Annotated in this window: 25 protein-coding genes and 1 riboswitch; of the genes, 7 read left to right on the top strand and 18 right to left on the bottom strand. The window is 72.3% G+C overall.

The annotated features are described in order from the left end of the window. Both dut and ACWC94_RS21900 read right to left on the bottom strand, forming a co-directional pair. Nucleotides 1-552, bottom strand: a complete 552-nt coding sequence (gene dut / locus ACWC94_RS21905) for a dUTP diphosphatase (RefSeq protein WP_450798526.1) — start codon at nucleotides 550-552, stop codon at nucleotides 1-3. Beyond that, nucleotides 549-1,133 (bottom strand): PaaI family thioesterase, encoded by a 585-nt coding sequence (locus tag ACWC94_RS21900; protein ID WP_450798525.1) that lies wholly within the window; start codon nucleotides 1,131-1,133, stop codon nucleotides 549-551. The genes dut and ACWC94_RS21900 overlap by 4 nt, the downstream gene beginning before the upstream one ends. A 58-nt stretch (nucleotides 1,134-1,191) precedes the next feature. Here ACWC94_RS21900 and ACWC94_RS21895 point away from each other — a divergent pair, with 58 nt between their 5' ends. Next, on the top strand, nucleotides 1,192-1,656 hold the full coding sequence (locus tag ACWC94_RS21895) for a DUF3093 domain-containing protein (protein ID WP_450798524.1): 465 nt from the start codon (nucleotides 1,192-1,194) through the stop codon (nucleotides 1,654-1,656). Here ACWC94_RS21895 and ACWC94_RS21890 read toward each other — a convergent pair. The 4 genes from ACWC94_RS21890 to ACWC94_RS21875 form a co-directional block, all read right to left on the bottom strand. Further along, nucleotides 1,653-2,567 (bottom strand): hypothetical protein, encoded by a 915-nt coding sequence (locus tag ACWC94_RS21890; RefSeq protein WP_450798523.1) that lies wholly within the window; start codon nucleotides 2,565-2,567, stop codon nucleotides 1,653-1,655. The genes ACWC94_RS21895 and ACWC94_RS21890 overlap by 4 nt on opposite strands. Before the next feature lie 13 nt (nucleotides 2,568-2,580). Further along, nucleotides 2,581-2,877, bottom strand: coding sequence for a DUF4193 domain-containing protein (locus ACWC94_RS21885; RefSeq protein WP_003997302.1), 297 nt, complete (start codon nucleotides 2,875-2,877; stop codon nucleotides 2,581-2,583). A 393-nt stretch (nucleotides 2,878-3,270) separates the two neighbouring features. Further along, nucleotides 3,271-4,527 (bottom strand): sensor histidine kinase, encoded by a 1,257-nt coding sequence (locus tag ACWC94_RS21880; protein ID WP_450798522.1) that lies wholly within the window; start codon nucleotides 4,525-4,527, stop codon nucleotides 3,271-3,273. Between the two features lie 6 nt (nucleotides 4,528-4,533). Beyond that, nucleotides 4,534-5,187, bottom strand: a complete 654-nt coding sequence (locus ACWC94_RS21875) for a response regulator transcription factor (protein ID WP_351208943.1) — start codon at nucleotides 5,185-5,187, stop codon at nucleotides 4,534-4,536. A 415-nt stretch (nucleotides 5,188-5,602) separates the two neighbouring features. Here ACWC94_RS21875 and ACWC94_RS21870 point away from each other — a divergent pair, with 415 nt between their 5' ends. Beyond that, nucleotides 5,603-5,776, top strand: coding sequence for a hypothetical protein (locus tag ACWC94_RS21870; RefSeq protein ID WP_023546087.1), 174 nt, complete (start codon nucleotides 5,603-5,605; stop codon nucleotides 5,774-5,776). 81 nt (nucleotides 5,777-5,857) lie between these two features. On the opposite strand, the gene ACWC94_RS21865 is transcribed toward ACWC94_RS21870, so the two are convergent. Together ACWC94_RS21865 and ACWC94_RS21860 are read right to left on the bottom strand one after the other, a co-directional pair. Further along, complete coding sequence (locus ACWC94_RS21865; protein WP_450798521.1) at nucleotides 5,858-6,673, bottom strand: inositol monophosphatase family protein; 816 nt, start codon at nucleotides 6,671-6,673, stop codon at nucleotides 5,858-5,860. An 8-nt stretch (nucleotides 6,674-6,681) separates the two neighbouring features. Beyond that, entirely contained in the window at nucleotides 6,682-7,809 is a 1,128-nt protein-coding gene (locus ACWC94_RS21860) for a ferrochelatase (protein WP_450798520.1), read from the bottom strand. Between the two features lie 172 nt (nucleotides 7,810-7,981). Here ACWC94_RS21860 and ACWC94_RS21855 point away from each other — a divergent pair, with 172 nt between their 5' ends. From ACWC94_RS21855 to sepH, 3 genes are all read left to right on the top strand, one after another. After that, nucleotides 7,982-9,220, top strand: coding sequence for an MFS transporter (locus tag ACWC94_RS21855; RefSeq protein WP_450798519.1), 1,239 nt, complete (start codon nucleotides 7,982-7,984; stop codon nucleotides 9,218-9,220). Further along, entirely contained in the window at nucleotides 9,180-10,499 is a 1,320-nt protein-coding gene (locus tag ACWC94_RS21850; RefSeq protein ID WP_450798518.1) for a D-arabinono-1,4-lactone oxidase, read from the top strand. Before ACWC94_RS21855 ends, ACWC94_RS21850 begins: the two co-directional genes overlap by 41 nt. Before the next feature lie 929 nt (nucleotides 10,500-11,428). Continuing rightward, on the top strand, nucleotides 11,429-12,469 hold the full coding sequence (sepH, locus tag ACWC94_RS21845) for a septation protein SepH (protein WP_450798516.1): 1,041 nt from the start codon (nucleotides 11,429-11,431) through the stop codon (nucleotides 12,467-12,469). 58 nt (nucleotides 12,470-12,527) lie between these two features. Here sepH and ACWC94_RS21840 read toward each other — a convergent pair whose 3' ends face one another. Beyond that, on the bottom strand, nucleotides 12,528-13,379 hold the full coding sequence (locus ACWC94_RS21840) for a sulfurtransferase (protein ID WP_450798515.1): 852 nt from the start codon (nucleotides 13,377-13,379) through the stop codon (nucleotides 12,528-12,530). 322 nt (nucleotides 13,380-13,701) lie between these two features. On the opposite strand from ACWC94_RS21840, the gene ACWC94_RS21835 reads away from it, so the two are divergent. Continuing rightward, nucleotides 13,702-14,493: a VOC family protein gene (locus ACWC94_RS21835; RefSeq protein WP_450798513.1), complete on the top strand. Its 792-nt coding sequence runs from the start codon at nucleotides 13,702-13,704 to the stop codon at nucleotides 14,491-14,493. Between the two features lie 86 nt (nucleotides 14,494-14,579). Here ACWC94_RS21835 and ACWC94_RS21830 read toward each other — a convergent pair whose 3' ends face one another. The 5 genes from ACWC94_RS21830 to ACWC94_RS21810 are packed head-to-tail and all read right to left on the bottom strand — an operon-like array spanning nucleotide 14,580 to nucleotide 20,398. After that, nucleotides 14,580-15,230, bottom strand: coding sequence for a thymidine kinase (locus ACWC94_RS21830; protein WP_450798511.1), 651 nt, complete (start codon nucleotides 15,228-15,230; stop codon nucleotides 14,580-14,582). A gap of 53 nt (nucleotides 15,231-15,283) precedes the next feature. Further along, a complete protein-coding gene (locus ACWC94_RS21825) occupies nucleotides 15,284-16,474 on the bottom strand; it encodes an alkaline phosphatase family protein (protein ID WP_450798510.1) in 1,191 nt (396 codons plus the stop codon). Then, nucleotides 16,474-17,061, bottom strand: a complete 588-nt coding sequence (locus ACWC94_RS21820; protein ID WP_450798508.1) for a DUF5998 family protein — start codon at nucleotides 17,059-17,061, stop codon at nucleotides 16,474-16,476. The genes ACWC94_RS21825 and ACWC94_RS21820 overlap by 1 nt, the downstream gene beginning before the upstream one ends. Before the next feature lie 10 nt (nucleotides 17,062-17,071). Further along, nucleotides 17,072-17,485 carry a hypothetical protein gene (locus ACWC94_RS21815; protein ID WP_450798506.1) on the bottom strand — a complete coding sequence of 138 codons (414 nt, stop codon included), beginning with the start codon at nucleotides 17,483-17,485 and terminating at the stop codon, nucleotides 17,072-17,074. Nucleotides 17,486-17,503: 18 nt separating this feature from the next. Further along, nucleotides 17,504-20,398, bottom strand: a complete 2,895-nt coding sequence (locus ACWC94_RS21810) for a bifunctional acetate--CoA ligase family protein/GNAT family N-acetyltransferase (protein ID WP_450798504.1) — start codon at nucleotides 20,396-20,398, stop codon at nucleotides 17,504-17,506. Nucleotides 20,399-20,575: 177 nt separating this feature from the next. On the opposite strand from ACWC94_RS21810, the gene ACWC94_RS21805 reads away from it, so the two are divergent. Continuing rightward, entirely contained in the window at nucleotides 20,576-20,857 is a 282-nt protein-coding gene (locus ACWC94_RS21805) for an HPr family phosphocarrier protein (protein ID WP_003993478.1), read from the top strand. Between the two features lie 139 nt (nucleotides 20,858-20,996). Here the strand turns inward: ACWC94_RS21805 and ACWC94_RS21800 are convergent, their stop codons facing one another. The 4 genes from ACWC94_RS21800 to ACWC94_RS21785 form a co-directional block, all read right to left on the bottom strand. Next, complete coding sequence (locus ACWC94_RS21800; RefSeq protein ID WP_450798502.1) at nucleotides 20,997-21,683, bottom strand: GntR family transcriptional regulator; 687 nt, start codon at nucleotides 21,681-21,683, stop codon at nucleotides 20,997-20,999. 197 nt (nucleotides 21,684-21,880) lie between these two features. Further along, entirely contained in the window at nucleotides 21,881-22,624 is a 744-nt protein-coding gene (locus tag ACWC94_RS21795) for a M23 family metallopeptidase (protein ID WP_450798500.1), read from the bottom strand. Between the two features lie 12 nt (nucleotides 22,625-22,636). Continuing rightward, nucleotides 22,637-22,797, bottom strand: a riboswitch (cyclic di-AMP (ydaO/yuaA leader). A gap of 214 nt (nucleotides 22,798-23,011) precedes the next feature. Further along, nucleotides 23,012-24,400, bottom strand: a complete 1,389-nt coding sequence (locus ACWC94_RS21790; protein WP_450798499.1) for a M16 family metallopeptidase — start codon at nucleotides 24,398-24,400, stop codon at nucleotides 23,012-23,014. Beyond that, entirely contained in the window at nucleotides 24,397-25,788 is a 1,392-nt protein-coding gene (locus ACWC94_RS21785) for a M16 family metallopeptidase (RefSeq protein WP_450798498.1), read from the bottom strand. The genes ACWC94_RS21790 and ACWC94_RS21785 overlap by 4 nt, the downstream gene beginning before the upstream one ends. Nucleotides 25,789-26,048: the final 260 nt, after the last annotated feature.

Raw genomic sequence — 26,048 nt, 5'->3', positions numbered from 1 at the left:
TCACTGTCCTTCCCGGTCGGATACGACCGAAGCGTATCGATTCCCACCCGTCAGGCCGCTCACGGCGGCCTGACCGCTTGTGCCGCTCTCGTCGCCCACCGCGGCATGGCCACCGGTGGACCCGAAGCCCCCTTCGGCCCGCGCCGAATCGGGAAGTTCCGCGACCTCCTGGAAGCGGACCTTCTCGACCTGTTGGACGACCAGTTGGGCAATCCGGTCGAAACGCTCGAACCGCACACTGTCGCGCGGATCGAGATTCACCACGATCACCTTGATCTCCCCACGGTACCCGGCATCAACCGTCCCCGGGGCATTCACGAGGGCGACACCGCAGCGGGCGGCGAGACCGGAGCGCGGATGCACGAAGGCCGCGTACCCCTCGGGCAGGGCGATCGACACCCCCGTCGGCAGCACGGCCCGCTCCCCCGGCCCGAGCTCGCACGGCTCGGTGGTGCGCAGATCGGCGCCGGCGTCACCCGGGTGCTCGTACGCCGGAAGCGGTACGTCCGGATCAATGCGCCGCAGCAGTACGTTCAGGGGATCGCGGCTCACGGGTTCACCTCGAAGGCGCGGGCGCGCCTGACCTGGTCGGGGTCGCTCATGGCGGCCTGGATCTCCTCCTCGCGGCCGTGGTCGATGAAGTGGTCGACCTTGACCTCGATGAAGAGGGCGTCGGCGCGGACGGCGACGGGCCCGTCGGGGCCGCCGATGCGTCCGGTGGCGGTGGAGTAGATCTTCCGCCCGGCGACGGCGGTGACCTCGGCCTCCAGGTACAGCGTGGTGCCCAGCGGGACCGGTCGTACGAAGTCGGTCTCCAGCCGGCCGGTGACGGCGATGGTCCGCAGCAGCCAGTTCAGCGAGCCGAGGGTCTCGTCCAGTGCCGTGGCCAGCACTCCGCCGTGGGCGAGGCCCGGGGCGCCCTGGTGGGCGGGCTGGACGGTGAACTCGGCGGTCAGCGAGACACCGTCGCCGGCGCGGGCCTCCAGGTGCAGGCCGTGCGACTGCCCGGGGCCGCAACCGAAACAGTGTTCGTAGTGGGCACCGAGGAGTTCCCCGGGCGCGGGCGCCTCGGGGTGCCGTACCGGTTTCACCGCGTCGGCGGGGGGCTGAAGGCTTGCGGAACTACCTCTCACAGCCGCAGACCTTACCCGCGCGTCGGCGAAGTGCCGATCCCGTGCCAAGCTTGGCTCCATGCAGCTCTCCGCCACCCCCTACGAAGAACGCCTCACTGCCCCCCGCTCGTGGTGGCTGGTCAGCTTTCTCGTAGGTGTCTCGTTCGCCCTGATCCTGCTTCCGTTCGGCACCCTGCCGCTGCTCGGCGGCCTGGTCGGCGGTACGGCGGCCGCGGCGGTGGTGGCCAGTGCGTACGGCTCCCCGCGCATCCGCGTGGTGGGCGACTCGCTGATCGCGGGCGAGGCGAAGGTCCCGGTGTCGGCGCTGGGCGATTCGGAGGTGCTGGACGCGGAGGAGGCCCGCGCCTGGCGGACGTACAAGGCCGACACGCGCGCGTTCCTGCTGCTGCGCGCCTACATCCCGACGGCCCTGCGCGTGGAGGTCACGGACCCGGAGGACCCGACGCCGTACCTGTACCTGTCGACGCGGGAGCCGGAGAGGCTGGCGGCGGCGATCGAGGCGGCGCGCACGGCCAACGCCTAGAGCTCTTCCGGGAGGTCGCGCAGCCTCAGCGGCTCCGCCGGCTTGTCCAGCGGAGGAAGCTCCGGCAGTTCCTCCCAGGGGACCTGGATCTTGCGCAGGTCGGCCCGGATGCGGGTGGCGAGCCTCCTGGTGTCCCTGCGGTTGAGGACCGCCCCGACCGCGGCGCCCACCATGAACGGCATGAGGTTGGGCAGGTCGCGGACCACCCGCTTCATGATCTGCTGGCGCAGTTCGCGCTTCATACGGCCACCGAGGGCCGTGTCGTACGTCGACGGCTTCATCACGTCGATCCCGCGCTCCCCCGACCAGGAGGACAGATACGCGGTACTGCGGGCCTTCAGGTTCCCGGGCGCCCGTACGCCGTAGACCTCGTGCAGTTCGGCGATGAGCTTCAGCTCGATCGCGGCGACCCCGGTGATCTCCGCGGCCAGTTCGGTCGGCATGGCCGGCGGCACCGGCAGCATCGCCGCCGCTCCGACCCCGGCCCCGATCGTCGAGGTGCCGGCCGCCGCGCCCGCCACGAGTTTGTCGGCGATTTCCTCGGGCCCCAGGTCCGGGAACTGCCGACGCAGGGTCGCGAGGTCGCGTACGGGGACACGCGGGGCGATCTCGATGATGCGGTCCGCGAGGTACGCCAGGCCCGCGCGAGCGCGGCTGCCGCCCCTACGGGCCCCTTCCCGGGCCATGTCCCGGGCCTTGTCGCGCATCACCCCGGCCCGTCGCCGAGCGACGGGCGCGGGCTGCCGCACCGGCGCCGGGTGGTCTGCCCGGTCGGTCGCCGATGCGAGCGGGGCCACCGCTCCGGGTGAGCCCCGCTCGTCGTCACGCGCGCCGTGCGGGCCGTCGGACGGCCCTTCGTCCGCTTTCCCGAGGGAGAAGCGGTGCTTCCGCGGAGGGGTCGAGCCAGTCACGGCCGACCCGACCTCAGTCGCAGTCGCGGCAGATCGGCTGACCGTTCTTCTCACGGGCCAGCTGGCTGCGGTGGTGCACCAGGAAGCAGCTCATGCAGGTGAACTCGTCCTGCTGCTTCGGCAGGACCCGGACGGCCAGCTCCTCGTTCGAGAGGTCGGCGCCGGGCAGTTCGAGGCCTTCGGCGGCCTCGAACTCGTCGACGTCCACCGACGAGGTGGACTTGTCGTTCCTCCGGGCCTTCAGCTCTTCGAGACTGTCCGAGTCGACGTCGTCGTCGGTCTTGCGTGGAGTGTCGTAATCGGTTGCCATATCGCTCTCCCCCTCTGGGTGTCTGCGGTGTCTCCAGCGCACGTAACGCGTGAGAGGCCGGACTTGTGCCCGACCTGAGGCGGAGATTTTGCCTCACATCAAGGTCTGTTACTCAATCGACACCCAACCCGACCCCTCAAGAGTGATCGGCTTGGATGGCGGTGAGGACCGTACACGGTTCGAATGCCGCGCCTCAAAGGCGCCTCACCGTGTACTTCCCGTGATCAAGAGCCCTGAAAACCAGGACTTTCCCGGCTTTCTGGCATCTGTCATGATCACGGAACGTACATGGCTGGAAATCCACCCATGTGATTGATCACACAGCGTGAACCCCGTCCAGCGTCCTGAAAATTCCGCGCAAAGCGAACATCCTCCGCGTGTGTCCATTCCGGATCACAACGGCAGGGTGACACGCATCACCAGGCCGCCGCCCTCGCGGGGCTCCGCCACGATGTGACCGCCGTGCGCCCGCGCCACCGACCGGACGATGGACAGGCCGAGTCCGACGCCCTTGTCGCTGCCCGTGCGCTCCGTGCGGAGCCGTCTGAAGGGCTCGAAAAGGTTGTCGATCTCGTACGCCGGCACGACCGGTCCGGTGTTCGTGACGGTCAGCACCGCCTGCCCGTGCTGGACGTCGGTGTTCACCTCGACCCACGCGTCCTCGGTCACGTTGTACCGCACGGCGTTCTGCACCAGGTTCAGCGCGATCCGCTCCAGCAGCACGCCGTTGCCCTGCACCACGGCGGGCTTGCGCTCACCGCGTATCTTCACGCCCTTGGCATCGGCCTCGCCGTGCACCTGGTCGATGGCCTGGGTGGCGACCTCGGCCAGGTCGACGGGCTTGCGCTCGACGATCTGGTTGTCGCTGCGGGCGAGCAGCAGCAGGCCCTCGACCAGCTGTTCGCTGCGCTCGTTGGTCGCCAGCAGCGTCTTGCCGAGCTGCTGCAGCTCCACCGGGGCGTTCGGGTCCGACAGGTGGACCTCGAGCAGCGTTCTGTTGATCGCCAGCGGGGTGCGCAGCTCGTGCGAGGCGTTGCCGACGAAGCGCTGCTGGGCGGTGAAGGCCCGTTGCAGCCGCTCCAGCATGTCGTCGAAGGTGTCCGCTAGCTCCTTCAGCTCGTCGTCCGGGCCGTCCAGCTCGATCCGGCGGGACAGGTCGGATCCGGCCACCTGGCGGGCGGTACGGGTGATCCGGCCGAGCGGGGACAGTACGCGGCCGGCCATCGCGTAACCGAACGCGAACGCGATCACGGCGAGGCCCAGAAGGGCCAGCAGCGAGCGGCTGAGGAGGTCGTCCAGGGCCGTCTGGCGCTGCTGGTCCACGCAGTGGGCGATGGCGTCGTTGAAGTCGGACAGCGGCAGCGGACTGGAATTGATCGCGGTGATCGCGGGGCAGTTGTCGCTGGAGACCCGGATCTGCGAACCGCTGACGATCTTGAACAGGGGCTGGTTGCCGGTGCTGATCGCCTGCGCGGCCAGCAGATAGATGATCGACAGCAGCAGGATGCCGGCGATCAGGAACATGCCGCCGTACAGCAGCGTCAGCCGTATCCGGATGGTGGGGCGCAGCCACGGGAAGGGGGGCTGCGGCCTCCTGGGGTCCCAGGTGGGCTTCGGTGGGGCCTGGGGCGGCGCGGGGGTGGCGGCCATGGCGGATCAGATCCGGTAGCCGGAGCCGGGAACGGTGACGATCACCGGAGGCTCGCCGAGCTTGCGGCGCAGGGTCATCACGGTGACGCGCACGACGTTGGTGAACGGGTCGGTGTTCTCGTCCCAGGCCTTCTCCAGCAGCTGCTCGGCCGAGACGACCGCGCCCTCGCTGCGCATGAGCACCTCCAGGACCGCGAACTCCTTGGGCGCTAGCTGGATCTCCCGGCCCTCGCGGAAGACCTCGCGACGGTTGGGGTCCAGCTTGATGCCGGCGCGCTCCAGGACCGGCGGCAGGGGCACGCTCGTACGGCGGCCGAGGGCGCGCACGCGCGCGATCAGCTCGCTGAACGCGAACGGCTTGGGCAGATAGTCGTCGGCGCCGATCTCCAGGCCCTCGACCCGGTCGCTGACGTCGCCGGAGGCGGTGAGCATGAGCACGCGCGTGGGCATGCCCAGCTCCACGATCTTGCGGCAGACGTCGTCGCCGTGCACGAGCGGGAGGTCGCGGTCGAGGACGACCACGTCGTAGTCGTTGACGCCGATGCGCTCCAGGGCGGCCGCACCGTCGTACACGACGTCGACGGCCATGGCCTCCCGGCGCAGTCCGGTGGCCACCGCATCGGCGAGCAGCTGCTCGTCCTCGACGACGAGTACGCGCACGTCGCAAGTCCTTCCTCTGTCCGCCCGCACAGTGCGCCGTGGGCGCCCGCGGGCAGGGGTCTTCGTGGGGTGTGACCTCCATCCTGCCCTTTTCAGCCGTAAGTCGGCTGTAAGGCGGGTTGCGGACCGCACGGGCCGGCGCCCGGGGCGGGAATACGAGATTTTCTCCTCCGGTTGAGGTTTCCGGGCAAGGGAGTGGGGGGAGGACGGCTTTACACCCCGCGATCACGCTCTGCATGTGCCGCAGCACCATGCGGTACTCCGCGACCCGCTTGCCGCAGAGTGGGCGCGGGTGTCCGGCACCGTCGCCGCCCAGCAGGGCAGCGCTGGGCACCTGCGAGAGACGTGATCGCCCTTTTCCCAACAGGCACACCCCCGTGCCACCGACCCACGACCCAGGACGAGGGGGCGCAGCATGGACGCTTTCACCGCAGGACTTCTGCAGCGCATAAGGGCGACCGAGTCCGACCTGTCGCGGGCTCGTGACGAGGGTGACGACTTCCTCGTCGAAGTGGAGCAGGCAGAGCTCGACGACCTGCGACGCCTCGCCGCCGAACACGGTGTGGAGGTCGGCGCGTCACGCGTCTGATCGGCTCGAAAGCGCAAGGAGGGACCCCGGCGAATCCAGCGCCGGGGTCCCTTTGCGTTCAGCGGCCGGTGACGGTCGCGCTCAGTCGTGCCACGCCCCGAACTCCTCCAGCAGCCCCTGCAACGGCTCGAACACCCCCGGCGGTCCGGCAACGGTCAGGTCCCGTGACGGACGCTCCCCCGGCCGCCCGCCGACCAGCGCCCCCGCCTCCCGGGCGATCAGGTCACCCGCCGCGTAGTCCCACGCGTTGAGCCCCCGCTCGTAGTACCCGTCGAGCCGGCCGCAGGCCACGTCGCACAGGTCGACCGCCGCCGAGCCGCTGCGCCGGATGTCCCGCAGCAGCGGGACGAGCCGGCCGGCGACCTCGGCCTGATGCGCGCGTACCTCGGTGACGTAGTTGAATCCGGTGGAGACCAGCGCCTGCTCCAGCGGGGGCGCGGGACGGCACGCGAGCGCCCGCTCGCCCTCCCACGCGCCGGTGGCCCATGCGCCGCCCCCGCGCACGGCGTGGTACGTCTCGCCGCGCATCGGGGCCGCGACGACCCCGGCGACCGTCTCGCCGTCCTGCTCGGCCGCGATGGACACCGCCCAGGTCGGCAAGCCGTACAGGTAGTTCACCGTCCCGTCGAGCGGGTCGATCACCCAGCGGACGCCGCTGGTGCCCGGGGCGGAGGCGCCCTCCTCGCCGAGGAAGCCGTCGTCGGGCCGCCGGCCGGAGATCAGGTCGGTGATCAGCTTCTCCGCCGCGATGTCCATCTCGGTGACGACGTCGATCGGGCTGGACTTGGTCCGCGCCACGGCCAGGTCCGCGGGGCGGCCGTCGCGCAGCAGCTCACCGGCGCGGCGGGCGGCCTCCTGAGCCAGTTCCAGCAGTTCCCGGTGCAGGGGGTCGGTCACGGGTCTCCTCAGGCGTAGGGGCTGTCGGCGCCCGCGGCGGCCGGGTGGGGCGTGCGAGCCGGGCAGCAGCCGACGGGGCAGACGTGGTGGCTGGGGCCGAGGGCACCCAGGGCGCAGGGGGTGACCTCCTGGCCGCGCTCCACGGCGGCGCGCTCGGTGATCAGCTCGCGCACGGCGGCGGCGAACCGCGGGTCGGCGCCCACGGTGGCCGAGCGGCGCACCGGCAGGCCCAGTTCCCCGGCCTTGGCCGTGGCCTCGGTGTCGAGGTCGTAGAGGACCTCCATGTGGTCGGAGACGAAGCCGATGGGCGCCATGACGACGGCCGGGACACCCGCCGCGTGCTGCTCCTCGAGGTGGTCGCAGATGTCCGGTTCCAGCCACGGGATGTGCGGGGCGCCGGACCGGGACTGGTAGACCAGCCGCCAGGGGTGGTCCACACCCGTGCGCTCGCGGACGGCGTCGGCGATCAGCTGGGCCACGTCCAGGTGCTGCTCCACGTACGCGCCGCCCTCACCGTGGGCCTCGACGGGCCCGGAGGTGTCGGCGGCGGCGGTCGGGACGGAGTGCGTGGTGAAGGCGATGTGGGCGCCCGCGCGCGTGTCCTCGGGGAGGTCGGCGAGGGAGCGCAGCACGCCGTCGACCATGGGTTCGACGAAGCCGGGGTGGTTGAAGTAGTGCCGCAGCTTGTCGATCCTCGGCGGCTCCAGGCCTTCGGCCTCCAGCGTGGCCAGGGCGTCGGCGAGGTTCTCGCGGTACTGGCGGCAGCCCGAGTACGAGGCGTAGGCGCTGGTGGCGAGCACCAGGATGCGGCGGCGGCCGTCGGCGGCCATCTCGCGCAGGGTGTCCGTGAGGTACGGCGCCCAGTTGCGGTTGCCCCAGTAGACCGGCAGGTCCAGGCCGTGCTCGGCGAAGTCCTTGCGCAGGGCGTCCAGCAGGGCGCGGTTCTGGTCGTTGATGGGGCTGACCCCGCCGAACAGGAAGTAGTGCTGCCCGACTTCCTTCAGGCGTTCCTTCGGGATGCCGCGCCCGCGCGTGACGTTCTCCAGGAACGGGACCACGTCGTCCGGGCCTTCGGGGCCGCCGAAGGAGAGCAGGAGGAGGGCGTCGTACGGGGTGGCATCGAGCGCGTCTGGCATGTCTCGATCCTGCCACCCGGTACTGACAGCCGGGCAACAGCGGGGTGAAGAGTCGGATTCCAGTCGGTTTATGCCTGTTTTTCCCAGGGATAAACGAGGTGCGATTAGGGTGCCCTAACTCGTAACCTGTACCGGCCGCATTCGCGCCTTTCCAAGCCGCTTCGGAGACCACGTGCCCAGCCCCTACAGAGCCCTGTTCGCCGAGCCCGGCACCAAGGCCTTCTCCGTCGCGGGATTCCTCGGCCGGATGCCGCTGTCGATGATGGGCATCGGCGTGGTCACGATGGTCTCGCAGCTGACCGGGCGGTACGGGCTCGCGGGCGCGCTGTCGGCCACCATGGCGCTGTCCGCCGCGGCGACCGGCCCGCAGATCTCCCGGCTGGTCGACCAGCACGGGCAGCGCCGGGTGCTGCGCCCCGCCACCCTGGTGGCCCTCTCGGCGGCGGCCGGGCTTCTGCTCGCCGCGCACCTCCGGGGGCCGGACTGGGTGCTGTTCGTGTGCGCGGCCGGGATCGGCTCGGTGCCGAGCCTGGGCGCGATGATCCGGTCCCGCTGGGCGGCGCTGTACCGGGGCACCCCGAAGCTGCACACCGCCTACTCCTTCGAGTCGGTCGTCGACGAGGTCTGCTTCATCTTCGGCCCGATCATCTCCATCGGGCTGTCCACGGTCTGGTTCCCGGAGGCCGGGCCGCTGCTCGCCGCCTGCTTCCTGGCCGCCGGCGTCTTCTGGCTCACCGCCCAGCGCGCCACCGAGCCGGAGCCGCACCCGCGCGAGAAGCACGGCGGCGGTACGGCCCTGCGCTCGGCCGGGCTCCAGGTGCTGGTGGCGACCTTCATGGCGACCGGCGCGATCTTCGGGTCCGTGGACGTGGTCACCGTCGCCTTCGCCGACGAGCGCGGCCACAAGGGCGCCGCGAGCGTGGTCCTCGCTCTGTACGCGGCCGGTTCCTGTGCGGCCGGCGTGGTCTTCGGGCTGCTGCGGTTCGCCGGGGCGCCGGAGCGTCGCTGGCTCCTGGGCGTGGCGGCCATGGCCGTGAGTATGATCCCCCTCCTACTGGTCGGAAACCTGCCGCTTCTGGCCGTGGCGCTGTTCGTTGCGGGGCTGTCCATCGCACCGACGATGATCACGACGATGTCCCTCATAGAAGAGCACGTACCTCGCGCACAGCTCACCGAGGGCATGACCTGGGTGAGCACCGGCCTCGCGGTCGGTGTCGCGCTCGGCTCCTCCGCGGCCGGCTGGGTGATCGACGCCGCCGGGGCGCGGGCCGGGTACGGGGTCCCGGCCGTCTCCGGGGCCGTCGCGGTCGCGGTCGGTTTCCTCGGGTACCGCCGGCTGCGCAGGCCGGCCGCGGGTCGGGGAGGCACCGTTGAGCAGCACAGCGAGCGGGAAGAACGGCACCTGGCGTAACTGGGGCGGGAACGTCTCCGCCCGGCCCGCCCGGCAGGTCGCGCCGGCGTCGGTGGACGAGCTGGCCGCGGCGGTGCGCCGGGCGGCCGAGGACGGCCTGAAGGTGAAGGCGGTCGGGACGGGCCACTCCTTCACGTCGATCGCCGCCACCGACGGTGTGTTGATCCGGCCTCAACTCTTGACCGGTATCCGCAATATCGACCGGTCGTCCATGACGGTCACGGTGGAGGCCGGCACCCCGCTCAAGAGACTCAACGCGGCGCTGGCGCGCGAGGGTCTGTCGCTGACCAACATGGGCGACATCATGGAGCAGACCGTCTCCGGGGCCACCAGCACCGGCACGCACGGCACGGGCCGTGAGTCCGGCTCCATCGCCGCCCAGATCAAGGGACTCGAACTCGTCACGGCCGACGGCTCGGTGCTCACCTGTTCCGAGAAGGAGAACCCGGAGGTCTTCGCGGCCGCCCGCATGGGCCTCGGCGCCCTCGGCGTCGTCACCGCGATCACCTTCGCCGTGGAGCCGCTGTTCCTGCTCACCGCGCGCGAGGAGCCGATGCCGTTCGACCGGGTCCTCGCCGAGTTCGATCAGCTGTGGGCCGAGAACGAGCACTTCGAGTTCTACTGGTTCCCCCACACCGGCAACACCAACACCAAGCGGAACAACCGCAGCGCCGGCCCCGAGCAGCCCGTGGGGCGGCTGGCCGGCTGGTTCGAGGACGAGTTCCTCTCCAACGGCGTATTCCAGGTGGCCCAGTGGGTCGGCCGCGCCGCCCCCGCCACCGTCCCGGCCATCGCCCGGATCTCCAGCAAGGCCCTGTCCGCGCGGACGTACACGGACATCCCCTACAAGGTCTTCACCTCGCCGCGCCGGGTGCGCTTCGTGGAGATGGAGTACGCCGTCCCGCGCGCGGCCCTGGCGGAGACCCTGCGCGAGCTGAGGACCATGGTCGACCGCTCGGGCCTGCGCGTCAGCTTCCCCGTGGAGGTGCGCACCGCACCGGCCGACGACATCACCCTGTCCACCGCGTCCGGCCGGGACAGCGCCTATGTCGCCGTCCACATGTTCCGGGGCACGCCGTACCAGGCCTACTTCACCGCCGCCGAGCGGATCCTCACCGCGCACGAGGGCCGGCCGCACTGGGGCAAGGTGCACACCCGGGACGCCGAGTACTTCGCGCGCGTCTACCCGCGCTTCGCGGAGTTCACCGCGCTGAGGGACCGCCTTGACCCGGAACGGCTGTTCCAGAACGACTACTTGCGGAGGGTTCTGGGGTCGTAGGCCCCGTGGCGGATCCGCTGGGCGTGGGGGTCGGGGACGGGCCAGGAGCGTCGCTCGGCTCCCCGCCCGGGGAGCCGCCGGACGTCGGGGCCGTGCTGTGCGCCGTGCCGCCGCCCGCATCGGGCGTGTGTCCGCGGGACGGCGTGCCCGAGGGGGCCGGTACGTCGCCGGTCGCGGCGGGGGAAGTGGAGGGGGACTCGGTCGTGGAGGGGGAATCGGCCGGGGCGGAGGACGAACCCCGGTCCCGTCGCTGAACTCGCCCGGAGCCCGTGCCACTTGCCCCCGGGGGCGGGTCGCGACCGTCGCCCCACGGAACTGCTCCCCGGTCCGAAGCACGAGGCGAGTCTGGCCGCCACGACGGCCGCCAGGGCACTGCCCGCGACCTGGGGGACGCTCAGGTCGACCCGCTTGCGACCCGCATCGGGCGTTTCACGCATACCCGGAACTTGCCCGCCCTTCTCGTACCTGACGGTGCACTTGATGACATTGACCGACCAACTGCACGAGAGAGGGACGTACGAACGAAACCAATAGTTCCGTTTCTGCGGATTGCGTGAAGTTCGCCACGTTCATGATCGGTAAAACCGGTTGCCAAGGGCCAAGTCGCAAGCCTTGCCAGAAGTTGGGCGGCGCGCCCATCCACGCACATGGTCCAAATGGAGTACTGTTGCGAGCCCTGGGTCCGGTCTCCCACCAGGGTGTCCGCGGCCTTGCAGGACCGCCGGGAGGGGGGCTAGTTGCACAGGGTGACAGACTTGGTCACTTAGCGTTGCGAACAGGTAACCGTGCCATAACGGCGACCCAGGGTCCGTGCCCGACACGCCGGGCAACTCGGCAAGGTTGTGGCAGGCTGCACCCGGGCAGGCCACACTCGACTAGCGGAAGCAGCGACGCACGTGACGTCGGCAGGCACCACCCGGGAGGTCCCCATGCCCGAACTGCGTGTCGTGGCCGTCTCGAATGACGGCACACGGCTGGTGCTCAAGGCTGCCGACTCTACGGAGTACACGCTTCCGATCGACGAACGGCTCCGCGCCGCCGTGCGCGGCGACCGGCCCCGTCTCGGTCAGATCGAGATCGAGGTCGAGAGCCATCTGCGCCCGCGTGACATCCAGGCGCGTATACGCGCCGGGGCCACCGCGGAAGAGGTCGCCCAGCTCGCCGGCATCCCCGTCGACCGGGTACGGCGGTTCGAGGGCCCGGTGCTGGCCGAGCGCGCCTTCATGGCCGAGCGCGCCCGCAAGACCCCGGTCCGCCGTCCCGGCGAGAACTCCGGACCGCTGCTCGGCGAGGCCGTCCAGGAGCGGCTGCTGCTGCGCGGCGCCGAGAAGGACTCCGTGCAGTGGGACTCCTGGCGCCGCGACGACGGCACCTGGGAGGTGCTCCTCGTCTACCTGGTCGCGGGCGAACCGCACTCGGCGAGCTGGACGTACGACCCGCCCCGGCGGCTCGTCCAGGCCGTGGACGACGAGGCGCGCTCCCTCATCGGCGAGTCCGACGACCTCGCCGTGCCCGAGCCGAGCTTCCCGTTCGTCCCGCGCATCGCCCGGCTGCCACGCGAGCGTTCGATGGACCGCGCGCTCGACCGGAGCGACCGGGAGCGGCCCGGCCTGCCCGCGCAGCCGTCCGAGCCCACCGAGGAGAGCACGGGCGAACGCGACTCGCTGACCAGCCTGCTGGAGGCCGTGCCGAGCTTCCGGGGCGACCTGGTGGTTCCCGAGCGCCCGGCGGAGACGCCGGAGGAACCCGCCGACGAACCGGCCGCCGAGGAGCCGCCGGCTCCGGCCGCCTCGGCCGGCTCGGCCTACGCGGACGTCCTCATGCCCCGCTCCGTCGGCAGCCACCGCGACCGGCTCATCGGCGCGACCGACCGGCAGGCCGAGGCCGACGGCGTCCGCCCCGGCCGCCGCGCGGCCGTCCCGAGCTGGGACGAGATCGTGTTCGGCACACGGCGCAAGAAGCAGGAGTGAGCAGGCCGTAGGGGAAGGGCGGGGGCACGCGTGCGGGCCCCCGCCCTTCCGGCTGCCGCTACTGCGGATCCGCCCCGACGGCCACCGGCCGGGACGGGTCCGAGGACCACTCCGACCACGAACCGACGTACAGGGCCGCCGGAATACCGGCCACGGCGAGGGCGAGGACCTCGTGGGCACCGGAGACGCCCGAACCGCAGTACACGCCCACCTCGGTGCCCGCGGAGACACCCAGCGCCTTGAAGCGGTCCCGCAGCTCCGCCGCGGGCAGGAACCGGCCGTCGGGGCCCACGTTCTCCGTCGTGGGCGCGGACACCGCGCCCGGGATGTGCCCGCCGACCCGGTCGATCGGCTCCACCTCCCCGCGGTACCGCTCCCCCGCGCGCGCGTCCACCAGCACGCCCGCACGGGCCAGGGCCGCGGCCCCGTCCGCGTCCAGCAGCCCCGCGGGGGCCGGCGCCGGCCGGAAGTCGCCCTCGGCCACCTCCGGCACCTCGGTGGACAGCTCGCCCTCCCAGACCGCCAAGCCGCCGTCGAGGACCCGCACGTCCGGGTGACCCGTCCAGCGCAGCAGCCACCAGGCGCGCGCCGCCGCCCAGCCCTGGCCGCCGTCGTACACGACGACCGGGCGACTGGCCGACACGCCCGCACGGCGCATCGCGGCACCGAACACCGCGAGGTCCGGGAGTGGATGCCTGCCCTGTTCCCCCGGCTCTCCGGCCAGTTCGCGGTCCAGGTCGACGAAGACCGCGCCGGGGAGGTGACCGGCCGCGTACTCGGCCCGCCCGTCGAAGGCCGGCTCGCCCGCCGCCTTGGCCAGGCTCAGCTGCCAGCGCACGTCCAGCAGCCGCGGGGGGCGGTCCCCGGTCAGCTCGAGTGCGAGATCGGTTGCGGTGATGATGGCTGTCATGGCGTCCATCCATACGCCAGGGGTGGCCGCGGCGTCCAGGTCCGGCTACTCTGCTCGGCCGGACACGCTCGATCACGAGGCGTACGGGATCGGGCACGGGCTGTACAGCCGGCGGACACCCGCCGGCCATCGTCAGGAAGCGGCGAAAGGCGATAGATCGGGCATCCTCCCGGAAGTAGCGCCGGGCGGCTGCGCGGTATCGCTCGCGGCGCAGTGGAGGATGCGGGCACCGGCACGGGCGTTACCCGCCGCCGGCGTGGACACCCCTTCCGGGGAGCGGAAGCGACACGGCCACCGCGAGGGGCCGGGGAGAGAGTGATCGATGACCGAGGCACGGGAGCCGGCCGGTCCGCACGCGCGGCGCGCGCCCGGCACGCCCTGCTGGGTGAGCCTGATGGCGCACGGGCTGGCCGCCACCGAGGAGTTCTACCGTGAGCTGTTCGGCTGGGAGTTCCGGCCGGGCCCGCAGCAGCTCGGCCCGTATGTGCGGGCGCTGCTGGACGGGCAAGAGGTGGCGGGCATGGGCCAGCTGCCCCCGGACCGCCGGCTGCCGATCGCCTGGACGCCGTACTTCGCCTCGGACGACGTGGACCACACGGCCGACACGGTACGGGAGTGCGGCGGCACGGTGGCGGTCGGCCCGCTGGACGCGGCCGAGGCCGGGCGGATGGCCATCGCCGCGGACCCCTCCGGGGCGGTGTTCGGCATCTGGCAGGGTTCCGCGCACCTCGGCACCGCGCTCACCGGTGTGCCCGGGACACCCGCGTGGAACGAACTGGTGACCTTCGAGACCGAGAGCGTCGCCAAGTTCTACGCGACCGTGTTCGGGTACGAGCAGGTGCCGGTGGTGTCCGCCGACTTCGACTACGTGACCCTCCACCTCGCCGGCCGCCCGGTGGCCGGACTGCACGGCGTGGGCCACGCCCTGCCCCGCGATCGCGGACCGCACTGGCAGACGTACTTCGAGGTCGCCGACACCCACGCGACGACGCGTCAGGTCGCGGACCTCGGCGGCCGGGTCATCCGGCCGCCGCATGACAGCCCCCACGGCCGGGTGGCCACGGTGGCGGACCCGGAGGGCGCGGAGTTCTCGGTGGTCCAGAACCCGCACTGAGCGAGACGGCACACCTCAGAACGTGCCCGGCCGGGCCGGGAGGGGGCTCGGGCCGGGCCGGGAGGGGCTCGGGGTGGTCGGAGGGGTCAGGACGACGAGACGGGGAGGACGTCCGGGGACAGGGCCGCCGCGCGGGCCGTCGCGGCGGTCATCCGGCGGCGGTGGTGACGGCGGCACAGCACTTCGTAGCCGACCTCGCCCGCCGCCTGGTTGACGTCGCCGACGACCACCTGGGCGCCCTCCACGACCATCTCGCCGCCTATCGTGCGGGCGTTGTGCGTGGCGCGGGCGCCGCACCAGCACAGCGCCTCCACCTGGAGCACCTCGATGCGGTCGGCCAGCTCCACCAGCCGCTGCGAGCCCGGGAAGAGCTTGGAGCGGAAGTCGGTGGTGATCCCGAAGGCGTACACGTCCAGGCCGAGATCGTCCACCACGCGCGCGAGCTGGTCGATCTGCCCGGGCGCGAGGAACTGCGCCTCGTCCGCGATCACGTAGTCGGCCCGGCGGCCCTGCGAGAGGTGTTCCACGAGAGAGGCGTACAGGTCCTGGTCGTCGGCGACCTCCACCGCGTCGGTGACCAGGCCGAGCCGCGAGGACAGCTTGCCCTCGCCCGCGCGGTCGTTGCGGGTGAAGATCATGCCGACGAGGCCCCGCGCGGAGCGGTTGTGCTCGATCTGCAGAGCCAGGGTCGACTTCCCGCAGTCCATCGTTCCGGAGAAGAACACCAGCTCGGGCATGAGGAGTTGAGCACCTTTCGGCGAGTAGTCACAGGGGGAGCGCCAGGGGGGCGTCAGGAGCGTACTTCGAGCAGCGGGACCAGCTGCTCGGCGGGCGTCATCGAACCGTGGTTGCCGACCAGCGCCGACTCCTTCGGCTCCCGCTCGGACGCGATGATCAGGACGTCGTCGTGCGCGGCCGCCACCACGTCCCCGAGCCGTGGATACACCCGCTCGTCGATGTGCGGCCCGAACCAGCCCGCCTCGATCGCCTCGTCCCGCGAGGCCACCCAGAACTGCTCGCCGAGCACCTCGCGCCAGACGGTCAGTACGTCGTTCTCGGCGCCCGGCACCGCGTACACGTGCCGCGCCCGGCCCTCGCCGCCCAGCAGGGCGACCCCGGCGCGCAGTTCCCAGTCCGTGTCGAAGTCGAGGCGGTGCTCGTCGTCGAACGGGATGTCGACCATGCCGTGGTCGGCGGTGACGTAGAGCGCGCTGCGCGGCGGCAGCTGCTCGGCGAGGCGCTGGGCGAGCCGGTCGACGTACATCAGCTGGCCGCGCCAGGTGTCGGAGGCGACCCCGTAGCGGTGTCCGGCGCCGTCCAGCTCGGAGTAGTACGTGTAGACCAGCGAGCGGTCCCCGGCGGCCAGTTGCCCGGCCGCGAGATCCATGCGCTCCTCGCCGCTCAGCCGGCCGTGGAAGCCGCCGCCGCTGAGCGCGATCCTGGTGAGCGGAGTGTGCTCGAAGGCGGGCGAGGTCACCTGAGCCGCGTGCACCCCGGCTCGCTCGGCCAGCTGGAAGACGGTCGGGTACGGCTGCCAGGCCCGCGGGTCGGTGTACGGCTGCCAGCGGAGCTGGTTCATCAGCTCGCCGGTGGCCGGGTTGCGGACCGTGTAGCCGGGCAGGCCGTGGGCGCCGGGCGGCAGGCCCGTGCCGACGGAGGCGAGGGAGACGGCGGTGGTCGCCGGGTAGCCGGCGGTGAGCGGGCGGCCGGTGCCACCCCGCGAGGTGCCGAGCAGCGAGGTCAGGAAGGGCGCCTCGTCCCGGTGGGCCAGCAGCTGCTCCCAGCCGAGCCCGTCGATCAGGAAGACACAGACGCGGTCGGCGGCGGTCAGTTCCGGGATCGTCGCGGTCATGCCGGGGACGCCCATTCCGGCGGCCAGGGTGGGCAGCAGATCGGCGAGGGAGCCGCTGCCGTACTCGGGCAGCGGCGCGGTGTCCAGGGCGAGGGGTTCCGGGTGGTCCCAGGCGGAGAGCTGGGACATCAGCGGGCGACGTCCGCGGTCGCCTCCGAGATGGCCTGTGCGAAGGCGAGCGCCTGGCGCACCGTCTCCGGGCCGTCCCCGGCCTCGCTGACGCGCAGGCTGAGGTCGTCCGCCGTGGAGCTGCCCGTGTAGCCGTGATCGGCGTCGCAGTTGGGGTCGCCGCAGGCGGCGGGCTCCAGGTCGATACGGCTGACCGCGCCCCAGCCGATGGTCAGCACGACCTCCCGGGGCAGCGTGCCCGGCGCGTACTGCTCCGGGTTCGCGACCACGCGGCTGACCACGACCGAGGAGATCCGGCCGAGCTTCACGGACTCGGTGGAGGTGGTGGCGTACGGCGTCGGGGAGGTGCTGTCGGCGGCCTGCTCGTCGGTGTGGCTGACGATGAAGCGGTTGCCGGTGAGGACCAGCACCGTGACGTGCCGGCGGACCTCGTTCTGGTCGAACGTCGTCTCCTGGTGGACCAGGTACGACCGGATGGGCTCGCCGCCCACAGCGGCCTCCACCGCCTCGGCCACGAGGGCCGGGTAGTAGCCGCTGCGCTCGATCGCCGCGCGCAGCCCCTGGGTCGTCGTACTGGTCTTGGCCATGGCGTCCATCCTAATCCGTGGGCAAGGGGGGTCCGGGCCAGTCACGCAGACCCGGGGAGGCCTTTGCACGCGCGCGTGGCGGCCTGCGGACGAGCCCCTGGCGGACGCCGAGCCACTCGGCGGCGACCGGACAGGAGACGGGCTCCGGGCCACCGGCGTCCGTCCCGAAGACGACGACGAGCCGCGATGCCCCGCCCGGGGTCCGACCCGGGCAAGCAGTCTCCCCGGCCGTGGACGCGCGAAGGACCGGCTCCCGGACAGCGAGCCGGCGGGAGAGCCGGGCGGGGGCGGCCGAGTCGGCCTCCGGGCCGTGGGGGTCCGTGAGGCCGCACCCGGTGGCCGGCCGCAGCCGCGCGGCGTCCCGGCCGGGCACCTCGCAGCCCCACCAGCTGCCCCCGGGCAGCCGCCGGCCGGCGATCTCCATGTGCTCCCCCTCCCCCGCTCAGTAGGCCGGCATCGTGCGCGGGCCGAGGTCGTCGCGGGCGGGCGGGGGCGCGAGCCGTACCGTGGCGCCGAGGGCGCTCACGCCGTGCGGGGCGACGACGACCGGTTCCAGGGTGACGGCGACCACCTCCGGGTGATCGTCGACCAGCCGGGACACCCGCAGCAGCAGCTCCTCCAGCGCCGGGGTGTCCACGGGTGTGGAGCCGCGCCAGCCGAACAGCAGCGGCGCCGTACGGATCGAGCGCACCAGGGAGGTCGCCTCCCGGTCGGTGACCGGGACGAGCCGGTGCGCCATGTCCCCGAGCAGCTGCGAGGCGGCCCCGGCGAGCCCGAAGGACAGGACGGCTCCGGCCGCCGGGTCGATCACCGCCCGTACGACGGTGTCGACACCGCGCGGCGCCATGCCCTGCACCACCGGCCGCAGCTCCTCCGGCTTGCCGAACAGCTCGGTCAACTCGGCGTACGCGCGGCGCAGTTGCTCCTCGTCCGCGAGGTCGAGGCGTACGCCGCCCAGGTCGGCACGGTGCCTGAGGTGCGGGGCGGTGGCTTTGAGGGCCACCGGGTAGCCGAGGGCGCGGGCGGCCTCGGCGGCGTCGTCGGGCGTGGGGGCGGGGAGCGCTCGCCGCAGCGGGATGCCGTACTTCCCGAGCAGCTCGCAGGTCTCGGCGTCGGAGATCGTGAGCCCCTCCCCACGCGCGAGCAGCTCACCGATCAGCCGCGCGGCACCCTTCTCGTCGATGTCGTCGTACTCGGGCACCTTCCCCGGGTCCGCGGCCTCCCGCCGCCACTGCCCGTACTTGACGGCCTCGGCGAGAGCCCGCACGGCGCGTTCGGCGGCAGGGTAGGCGGGGATGAGATGTGTGCCTTCGGGCGGGGCCGCAGGTGCGGCGGGCAGGCCGTCCGCTCCCGCGGTGGACGGTCGTTCCGCGGGGCGACGGGGGTCCCCCCGCTCGAGCGGAACCGAGGGCGGGCCAGGGTGGGCACCGCCCGCAGTACCGGGTGCCCTGTCGACGGCCCGGGGTGCCGTACTGGCCGCGGCCGACAACGCCTCGGCGAGACCCCCGAGCTCCACATGCACCACCAGCACCGGCTTGCCCGGGACCGCAGCCGCAGCCGACCGCAGCGCCTCCGCCAACTCCGCGTCCCCCGGCGACGCTTCCCCGATGGCCGGTATCGCCGTCACCACGACGGAGTCGCAGGTGTCGTCGGCCAGCGCTCGCGTCAACGCCCGATGGAAATCCTCCGCGGTCGCCCCCGTCGTCAGATCCACCGGACGCGAGGGCCGTAGCCCCTCGGCGAGACAGCGGTCGTACGCCAGCACCCCCAGCGACTCGGAGTTCCCGAGGATCGCCACTCTCGGCCCCGCGGGGAGCGGCTGCCGCGCGAGCAGCAGCCCCGCGTCGACCAGCTCGGTGATCGTGTCGACCCGGAGCACCCCGGCCTGCCGCAGCAGCGCGGAGACGGTGGCGTGCGGCAGCCGGGTGGCCCGTACCGCGTGCCCCTGCGGCGCGGAACCGACCCCCTGCACCACGACCAGCGGCTTCGCCGCCGCCGTCCGCCGCGCGAGGCGGGTGAACTTGCGGGGGTTGCCGATCGACTCCAGGTACATGAGGGCGACGTCGGTCTCGGGGTCGTCGTACCAGTACTGGAGGACGTCGTTGCCGGAGACGTCCGCGCGGTTGCCGGCGGACACGAAGGTGGACACGCCCGTGACCCCGGTGACCCCTCCCCCGCGCCGGTGCAGCCGGGACAGCAGGGCGATGCCGATGGCGCCGGACTGGGCGAACATGCCGATGCGGCCGGGGCGGGGCATCTCCGGGGCCAGGGAGGCGTTCAGCCGGACGTCCGGTGCGGTGTTGATGATCCCGAACGCGTTCGGGCCGATGATCCGCATGCCGTACGCGCGCGCCTGCCGTACGAGCGCCCGCTGCCGCTCGCGCCCCTCGGGCCCGCTCTCCGCGTACCCGGCGGAGAGCACGACGAGCCCCTGGACGCCGTGTTCTCCGCATTCGGCGACCACGGCGGGCACGTACGCGGCGGGTACGGCGACGACGGCGAGGTCCACCGGGCCGTCGATGTCCCGCACGGACCGGTGCGCCGGCACCCCGTCGACCTCCTCGAGGTCCTCCGGGAAGGCCTTGTTCACGGCGTGCAGCCGGCCGCCGTAGCCGGCGTCCCGGATGTTGCCGAGGACGCTGCGGCCGACTCCGCCGGGGGCGCGGCCGACGCCGACGACCGCGACCGAGCCGGGCACGAGCAGCCGCCGTACCGAGCGGGCCTCGGCGCGCTGTTCCCGCGCGCGCTGCACGGCGAGGGAGCGGTCGGTGGGTTCGAGATCGAACTCCAGGCGTACGACGCCGTCCTCGAAGCTGCGCTTCTGGGTGTAGCCGGCGTCCGTGAACACCTTGATCATCTTGGTGTTGGCCGGCAGGACCTCGGCGGCGAAGCGGCGGATGCCGCGCTCGCGGGCGACGGCGGCGATGTGCTCCAGCAGGGCGGAGGCGACCCCGCGGCCCTGGTGGGCGTCCTGCACGAGGAAGGCGACCTCGGCCTCGTCGGCGGGCGCGGAGGCGGGCAGGCCGTCGGCGCCGATGCGGTCATAGCGTACGGTGGCGATGAACTCGCCGCCCACGGTGGCAGCGAGTCCCACCCGGTCCACAAAGTCGTGGTGCGTGAAGCGGTGGACGTCCTTGGCGGAGAGCCTGGGGTACGGCGCGAAGAAGCGGTAGTACTTCGACTCGTCCGAGACCTGCTCGTAAAAGCTGACCAGGCGGTCGGCGTCATCGATGGTGATGGGCCGGATGCGTGCGGTTCCCCCGTCGCGCAGCACCACGTCCGCCTCCCAGTGGGCGGGGTACTGGTGCCGGTCCTGCCGGTCCGCCGAGGTCTGCATGGGCCCCAGAGTACGGCTCGCGTACGACAACGGCGCGGGGCAGTCTGTGGGGGACGAAAGCCGGACCGAGGCCGCGGTCCGACGACACGCCGGGGCTGGACGGAGGTCCGCTCCGGGCATGCTTCGCGATATGGGAAACTGGTCTAGACAACCCTGAAGACTGAAGGGCAGCAACACATGGCTGAGCGCCGCGTCAACGTCGGCTGGGCCGAGGGCCTCCACGCCCGCCCCGCCTCCATCTTCGTCCGAGCCGCCACGGCCGCAGGCGTCCCGGTGACGATCGCCAAGGCTGACGGCAACCCCGTCAACGCGGCCTCCATGCTGGCTGTCCTGGGTCTGGGCGCCCAGGGTGGCGAGGAGATCGTCCTCGCCTCCGACGCCGAGGGCGCGGACGCCGCCCTGGACCGTCTGGCCAAGCTGGTCTCCGAGGGCCTGGAAGAGCTGCCCGAGACCGTCTGAGCAAGGCGAGGGAGCCGCGCCGCCCATTCCGGGTGGCGCGGCTTCCGCGTTTTTCGGCCGTTGAATTCAGGGCGCACGGGAAAGGGGCAGCGGAAATCCAGGTCCACCGAATACCCCTTCTTTGTATACGGCTCCCGTGTTAATGCCGGAGACTCGGCATGTTTACGGCACGTTGCGAGGTCCTCACACGCTCGGCGGCCCCGGGACGACGCAACCGGTGCGCGGCCGCCGCACGCTCGGTGTGCAGCGCCGTGACCGCCCGCGCGCGCTCGCCGTCACCGCGCGCCACCGCGTCGACGATGGCGCCGTGTTCCGCCCAGGACTCCACCGGACTCGGCGGCGCCTCCACCGCGTACATCCAGGCGATCTTGTGCCGCAGCTGGATGAGCATCGCGGTCAGCGAGGGGCTGCCGCAGGCCTGGGCGAGCGTCTCGTGGAACCAGCCGCCCAGTGAGCGCAGATCGTCGCTGTGCCCCCTCCTGGCCCGCTCCTGACCGATCCTGACCAGGCCGCGCAGCACCTTGAGGTGGGCCTCCGTGCGGCGCTGGGCGGCCCGGGCGGCCCCGAGCGGCTCCAGGAGCACGCGCATCTCCAGCAGGTCGGCGGCCTCCTGCTCGGTCGGTTCGGCCACGCACGCGCCCGCGTGCCGGCGGGTCACCACGAAGCCCTCCGCCTCCAGGGTGCGCAGGGCCTCGCGGACGGGGACGCGCGAGACGCCGTAGCGGCGGGCCAGGACTTCCTCGGTGAGGCGGCCGCCGCGCTCGTGGACACCGGCGACGATGTCGTCCCGGATCGCCGTGCACACCGAGTGCGCCGGAATACGCATGACCGACCTCCGCCTTAATCCCCGTGAAACGTCGACGATGGACGCGTGTTCCGTGACTCTATTCCAATGCGTCGGAAATTCCGACGGCGGGCCGGAATCCATGGATATTTTTTGGTCGGCGGGTCCGGTGGACGCCCCAGAAAACAGCGAAACCCCGGCCGGTGCGGGCCGGGGCTGCGCGGGCGGAGCCTGGGACGTCAGACGCTCACACCGTGCCGGCGCAGGTAGGCGACGGGGTCGACGTCCGAGCCGTAGTCGGGGGTCGTGCGGGCCTCGAAGTGGAGGTGCGGACCGGTGACGTTGCCGGTCGCGCCGGACAGACCGATCTGCTGGCCCGGGGTGACCTGCTGGCCCACCGTGACGCCGATCGACGAGAGATGGCCGTACTGGGTGTACATGCCGTCGGCCATCCGGATCACGATCTCGTTGCCGTACGCGCCGCCCCAGCCGGTGGAGACGACGGTGCCCACGCCGACCGCGTGAACGGGTGTGCCGCTGGCCGCGTGGAAGTCGATGCCGGTGTGCGAGCCGGAGGACCACAGGGAGCTGCTGGCCTTGTAGGCCGTCGACACGTAGGAGTGCGCGATCGGGGCGACGAAGGCGTTCAGACGCTTGCGCTCGGCCTCGCGGGCGGCGCGCGCCCTGGCCTCGCGGACCTCCCGGGCCCTCTTGGCCGCGGCCTGTTCGGCCGCCTTCTGCTCGGCGACCTGCTGCTGGGCGGCGGCCTGCGCGTCGATCTGCTCGGCTATGTCGTCCCCGACGCTCACCACCGGGGTGAGGCCGGTCTGCTCGGCGGTGTTCTCGGCGGCGAACGCATGAGGCGCCGCGACGGTGCCGATGACGCCGGTGGTGGTGAGGGCCGCGATGCCGGCCGCCTGGGCGGTGGTGCGCTTGACCCGGCCGGGCTTGCGGTGCTTCCCGGTGGCGCACATGAACGCCATGAAGTGGCTGGTCCTTTCCTTCCCTCTCGCCTACCGGGTTAGCTGACGGGTTCGGAGCAGGAAGGTCTCCTACGGGCCCCCTCGCTCGCGCGCGGGCGCCCGATTCACCCCAGGGACGGTGGGTCCCCGGCTCCCCTGGCTCGCGCCGTACGGGGACTCGGCGATGGCTGTCCGGTGCCGCGGGTGCGGCGCACTGCCTGACGAACAGCCCGGACGACGCTACGGAAGCCCGCTTTCCAACCCCAAACGGATCCGGGCTTTTGTAGCGCATCCCACAGGGCAGACAGGCAACCTCCGCCCCAATTCGGACATCTGGGAGGTGGAGAGCGGAGCGCACAAGGGGCCCTGACGACCCGTCGGTCGCCAGGGCCCCACGCGCGTGTGCCGCTACTCGGCCGCCACCACGGTCACTTCGCCGATGCCGAGTGCCTCGACCGGCGCCTTGACCTGGGCGGCGTCACCGACGAGGACGGTCACCAGGCGGTCCACCGGGAAGGCGTTCACGACGGCCGCCGTGGCCTCCACCGTGCCCGTCGCGGCCAGCTGCTGATACAGCGTCGCCTGGAAGTCGTCGGGCAGGTGCTGCTCGACCTGGTCGGCCAGCGTGCTCGCGACGGCCGCCGCGGTCTCGTACTTCAGCGGCGCCACCCCGACGAGGTTCTGCACGGCCACGTCCCGCTCGGCGTCGGTCAGGCCGTCCGCCGCGAGGGTGCGCAGCACCTTCCACAGGTCCTCCAGCGCGGGACCGGTGTTGGGGGTGTCCACGGAGCCGCTGATGGCGAGCATCGAGGCACCCGTACCGTCCGGAGCGGACCTGAGGACCTGCCCGAAGGCGCGCACCCCGTAGGTGTAGCCCTTCTCCTCGCGCAGGACGCGGTCCAGGCGGGAGGTGAGGGTGCCGCCGAGGCAGTACGTGCCGAGCACCTGGGCGGGCCACACGCGGTCGTGCCGGTCGGGGCCGACGCGGCCGATGAGTAGCTGCGTCTGGACGGCACCGGGCCGGTCCACGATGACCACGCGGCCGGTGTCGTCCGCGGTCACCGGCGGCACGGGCCGCGGCTCGCCCGGGGTGCCGGTCCAGGCGCCCAGGGTGTCGCCGAGCAGCGCGTCCAGGTCGGTGCCGGTGAGATCACCGACCACGACGGCCGTGGCCGTGGCGGGGCGAACGTACCGGTCGTAGAAGGCGCGTACGGCGGCGGCGTCGATCTTCTCGACGGTCTCCTCGGTGCCCTGGCGCGGACGCGACATGCGCGAGGTCGCCGGGAACAGCTCCTTGGAGAGCTCCTTCGCGGCCCGGCGGGAGGGGTTGGCCAGCTCGTGCGGGATCTCGTCCAGGCGGTTGCGGACCAGCCGCTCGACCTCGCTCTCGGCGAAGGCGGGCGCGCGCAGGGCGTCGGCGAGCAGGCCGAGGCCCTTGGCCAGGCGGGAGGCCGGGACCTCCAGGCTGAGCCGGACGCCGGGGTGGTCGGCGTGCGCGTCGAGCGTGGCGCCCGCGCGCTCCAGCTCGGCGGCGAACTCCTCGGCGGAGTGCTTGTCGGTGCCCTCGGAGAAGGCCCGCGCCATGATCGTGCCAACGCCGTCCAGGCCGGCCGGCTCGGCGTCCAGGGGTGCGTCGAGCAGCACCTCGACGGCGACGACCTGCTGGCCGGGGCGGTGGCAGCGCAGCACCGTCAGGCCGTTGTCGAGCGCGGTGCGCTCGGGCGCCGGGAACGCCCAGGGACGGGCCTCGCCGGGCTGCGGCTGGGGGTGGAAGTCCATGGTGGCGAGCTCGGTCACTTGGCCGTCTCCTCGTTCTCGTTACCGGCCTCTACGGTCGCTTCCTGCTCGGGGTCCTCGGGGACGTCGGCGTCGGGGGCCTCCGGGGACTTCGGTTCGTAGACCAGGACCGCGCGGTTGTCGGGGCGCAGACGGGCCTTGGCGACCTCCTGGACCTCCTCCGGGGTGATCTCCAGGACGCGCTTCACGGCCGTGAGGGCGAGCTGCGGGTCGCCGAACAGGACGGCGAACCGGCACAGTTCGTCGGCGCGGCCGGCGACCGTGCCGAGCCGGTCCAGCCACTCGCGCTCCAACTGGGCCTGGGCGCGCTCCATCTCCTCGGGCGTGGGGCCCTCCTCGGCGAACCGGGCCAGCTCCTCGTCGATGGCGGCCTCGATGACCGGCACCTCGACGTCACCGGAGGCCTTCACGTCCAGCCAGCCCATCGAGGGTGCGCCGGCCAGCCGCAGCAGGCCGAAGCCGGCCGCGACGGCCGTGCGGTCGCGGCGCACCAGCCGGTTGTACAGGCGGGAGGACTCGCCGCCGCCGAGGACGGTCAGGGCGAGGTCGGCCGCGTCGCACGCGCGCGTGCCGTCGTGCGGGAGCCGGTAGGCGGCCATCAGGGCGCGCGCCGGGACCTCCTCGACGAGGACCTCGCGCTTCTGCTCGCCGATGATCTCCGGCAGGGAGCCGTCACGCGGCGCGGGCTTGCCGTCGTGCGCGGTGATCGAACCGAAGTACTTCTCGATCCAGGCCAGCGTCTGCACGGGGTCGATGTCGCCGACCACGGAGAGCACCGCGTTGTTCGGCGCGTAGTAGGTGCGGAAGAACTGGCGGGCGTCCTCCAGGGTGGCCGCGTCCAGGTCCGCCATCGAGCCGATCGGCGTGTGGTGGTAGGGGTGGCCCTCCGGGTACGACAGCGCGGTCAGCTTCTCGAAGGCGGTGCCGTAGGGGACGTTGTCGTAGCGCTGACGGCGTTCGTTCTTGACGACGTCCCGCTGGTTCTCCATCGACTCGTCGTCCAGGGCGGCGAGGAGCGAGCCCATGCGGTCGGCCTCCAGCCAGAGGGCGAGCTCCAGCTGGTGGGCGGGCATGGTCTCGAAGTAGTTGGTGCGCTCGAAGCTGGTGGTGCCGTTCAGCGAGCCGCCGGCGCCCTGCACCAGCTCGAAGTGACCGTTGCCCTTGACCTGCGCCGAACCCTGGAACATCAGGTGCTCGAAAAGGTGAGCCAGACCGGTGCGTCCCTTGACTTCGTGGCGGGAGCCGACGTCGTACCAGAGGCAGACCGCCGCCACCGGGGTCAGGTGGTCCTCGGAAAGCACCACGCGCAGACCGTTGGCCAGGCGGTGCTCGGTCGCTGTCAGGCCCCCGGAGCCTGCCTCGGCTGTGGTCGTGTGACCCATGGGCATGTACATCCCTTCGCGAGCGGATGCGGTTGTGGAAACCGCGGTCTTCCTGCCGTTCCTGCCACTGTATGCACAGCGTGCGGGGGCTCGGCGAAGTTCCCGCGGGACGTACGCCCACAGCGGATCGCGTAGCCTGCCCCGGACCCGGCCCCCGGGGCCGGGGAGCTTGCCGGGACCGGGGCGTGGCACAGGCTGTCAGTGCCTCGGTCCACAATGGTCGGCGTCAGATCCGTCCCACGCTTCAGCAAGGCGACCGAACAGAT

The organism is Streptomyces sp. NPDC001135 (assembly GCF_053598395.1).
The sequence above is the reverse complement of the archived record's forward strand: the minus strand, read 5'-3'. Positions and strand labels throughout refer to the sequence as shown.

Excerpts from the sequence above, each read along its gene's own strand:
- ACWC94_RS21805 (WP_003993478.1), top strand. The coding sequence starts at position 20,576 with ATGGCTGAGCGCCGCGTCAACGTCGGCTGGGCCGAGGGCCTCCACGCC.
- ACWC94_RS21870 (WP_023546087.1), top strand. The coding sequence starts at position 5,603 with ATGGACGCTTTCACCGCAGGACTTCTGCAGCGCATAAGGGCGACCGAG.
- sepH (WP_450798516.1), top strand. The coding sequence starts at position 11,429 with ATGCCCGAACTGCGTGTCGTGGCCGTCTCGAATGACGGCACACGGCTG.
- ACWC94_RS21795 (WP_450798500.1), bottom strand. The coding sequence starts at position 22,624 with ATGGCGTTCATGTGCGCCACCGGGAAGCACCGCAAGCCCGGCCGGGTC.
- ACWC94_RS21880 (WP_450798522.1), bottom strand. The coding sequence starts at position 4,527 with ATGGCCGCCACCCCCGCGCCGCCCCAGGCCCCACCGAAGCCCACCTGG.
- ACWC94_RS21800 (WP_450798502.1), bottom strand. The coding sequence starts at position 21,683 with ATGCGTATTCCGGCGCACTCGGTGTGCACGGCGATCCGGGACGACATC.
- ACWC94_RS21815 (WP_450798506.1), bottom strand. The coding sequence starts at position 17,485 with ATGGAGATCGCCGGCCGGCGGCTGCCCGGGGGCAGCTGGTGGGGCTGC.
- ACWC94_RS21860 (WP_450798520.1), bottom strand. The coding sequence starts at position 7,809 with ATGCCAGACGCGCTCGATGCCACCCCGTACGACGCCCTCCTCCTGCTC.
- ACWC94_RS21810 (WP_450798504.1), bottom strand. The coding sequence starts at position 20,398 with ATGCAGACCTCGGCGGACCGGCAGGACCGGCACCAGTACCCCGCCCAC.
- ACWC94_RS21840 (WP_450798515.1), bottom strand. The coding sequence starts at position 13,379 with ATGACAGCCATCATCACCGCAACCGATCTCGCACTCGAGCTGACCGGG.
- ACWC94_RS21885 (WP_003997302.1), bottom strand. The coding sequence starts at position 2,877 with ATGGCAACCGATTACGACACTCCACGCAAGACCGACGACGACGTCGAC.
- ACWC94_RS21835 (WP_450798513.1), top strand. The coding sequence starts at position 13,702 with ATGACCGAGGCACGGGAGCCGGCCGGTCCGCACGCGCGGCGCGCGCCC.
- ACWC94_RS21895 (WP_450798524.1), top strand. The coding sequence starts at position 1,192 with ATGCAGCTCTCCGCCACCCCCTACGAAGAACGCCTCACTGCCCCCCGC.
- ACWC94_RS21820 (WP_450798508.1), bottom strand. The coding sequence starts at position 17,061 with ATGGCCAAGACCAGTACGACGACCCAGGGGCTGCGCGCGGCGATCGAG.
- ACWC94_RS21785 (WP_450798498.1), bottom strand. The coding sequence starts at position 25,788 with ATGCCCATGGGTCACACGACCACAGCCGAGGCAGGCTCCGGGGGCCTG.
- ACWC94_RS21825 (WP_450798510.1), bottom strand. The coding sequence starts at position 16,474 with ATGTCCCAGCTCTCCGCCTGGGACCACCCGGAACCCCTCGCCCTGGAC.
- ACWC94_RS21830 (WP_450798511.1), bottom strand. The coding sequence starts at position 15,230 with ATGCCCGAGCTGGTGTTCTTCTCCGGAACGATGGACTGCGGGAAGTCG.